At 60.6% G+C, this 1,413-nt stretch carries 1 protein-coding gene; it reads right to left on the bottom strand.

The window, feature by feature from the left end; genetic code table 11:
* Positions 1-117: 117 nt before the first annotated feature.
* On the bottom strand, positions 118-1,263 hold the full coding sequence (locus EN925_RS35800) for a hypothetical protein (protein WP_027162175.1): 1,146 nt from the start codon (positions 1,261-1,263) through the stop codon (positions 118-120).
* Positions 1,264-1,413 lie beyond the last annotated feature (150 nt).

Here is a 1,413-nt window from a genome sequence, read left to right as displayed (position 1 = left end):
CTCCAGCACGACGATGCGGGTGATGAAGCTCTGCGCGGTGGCGCGGTGCTTCTCGATGGCGGCTTCCGGAATGGTGGTCAGGCCGGTATCCATGAAGGGTGCTCCGTGGTGTGACGGTCAGACGTCTGAGATGACCTGTCCGTTGGACAGGATATGAACCTTGTAGCCGGCAAAAATCTTCTGTGCTTCGCCGGCGGCGTAGAGTGCCTGATAGGCCTCGTGCGGAATCAGCGCATGGTTTTCATAGCTCGACACGCCCTGACGCGCGGCTTCCAGATCATCAGTGTTGATGAAGAATTCCTGCGTTGTCTTCTCACTCGAAAACAGGCCCTTGCGGCCGGGCTTCTCGCTCTTGGAATAGACCTCCTGGATCGTCCAGGTCAAAAGCCAGGCATTTTGCGGCTTGCGCACCTTGGCCAGAACCTCGGTCACCGTCGAATTGTTGTCGGTAATCCCCACCGAATAGAACGGGCCGAGCACGACGCGGCGCAGCTGCTTGGGGTGCAGCGGTTCGAAATCCTTGTCGAGGTTGACCGCGATGGTTGCCGGCGACAGCGTATAGGCGGAGTTCTTCTCGGTGAAATCGTCGAAACGATGGGCAAGCTCGGGATTGAGCAGGCCGTCGACCGGCAGCGGAATGTCGACCGTCTCGTTGAGTTTGCCGTTCCTGTCGACAAGCTGGCGGATCATCGCGTCGGAAGAATCCTCCACCGTCACCATGTAGACCAGAGGCAGGTTGGCGCTGCCGTCGAACGTCGCCCAATGGACGAGATAATAGGGCCGTCCCGTCTTCGGATTGACCGAGACCTTGGCGGTTTGCGCCAGCGTGAAGGGACCGAACGTGTTCTCGCTTTTCACGTCCTCGAGATAGAGCCGCTCGGCCATCGACTTCTGCAGCGCCTCGGGGAATTCCTTGTGGCGCAGGATGAAGTCGGCCATTTCCTCGCGCAATTCGCCGGCGAGCGGGATGTTGGCAAGCCGCGCGTCGGCCTGGCGGCGGTCGTTTTCCAGTTCGAGCAGGTTCTGGAACACCGGGAATCCGCTTTCGGCCCGCGAAATGCGGAACGTGTCCATGAAGCCCAGCCGGTTGCGCCAGCAGGAAAACGACTTGTCGAGCCGGGCGATGTATTCGGCGACGATCTTGGCGACGATGCCGTGCCGGTAAAGCGGCGAGCGATCGTCGCGCATGAACACTTCAAGGCCGCTCAGCGCGGCCGTGATGGCGGAGAAATATCGTGCCGCCGCTTCGTTTTCGGGGGTCATGCCTGTGCGCTCGCGGGCAGTCCTGTCACTCTAAGACTGCACGTAGTTTGCCGAATTGTGCTTCTTCAGCACCTCGTCGAAGCGGCGGGCAAAGGCATCGTCGGCCAGCTTCTTGCGGCGCTGGATGTCGGCGGTGGCGGCCCTGTTTTT

The sequence above is a fragment of the Mesorhizobium sp. M7A.F.Ca.US.006.04.2.1 genome (assembly GCF_004022915.1).
Classification (GTDB): Bacteria; Pseudomonadota; Alphaproteobacteria; order Rhizobiales; family Rhizobiaceae; genus Mesorhizobium; species Mesorhizobium ciceri.
Note: the sequence above shows the minus strand (reverse complement) of the source record. Positions and strands in the feature narration are given on the sequence as shown.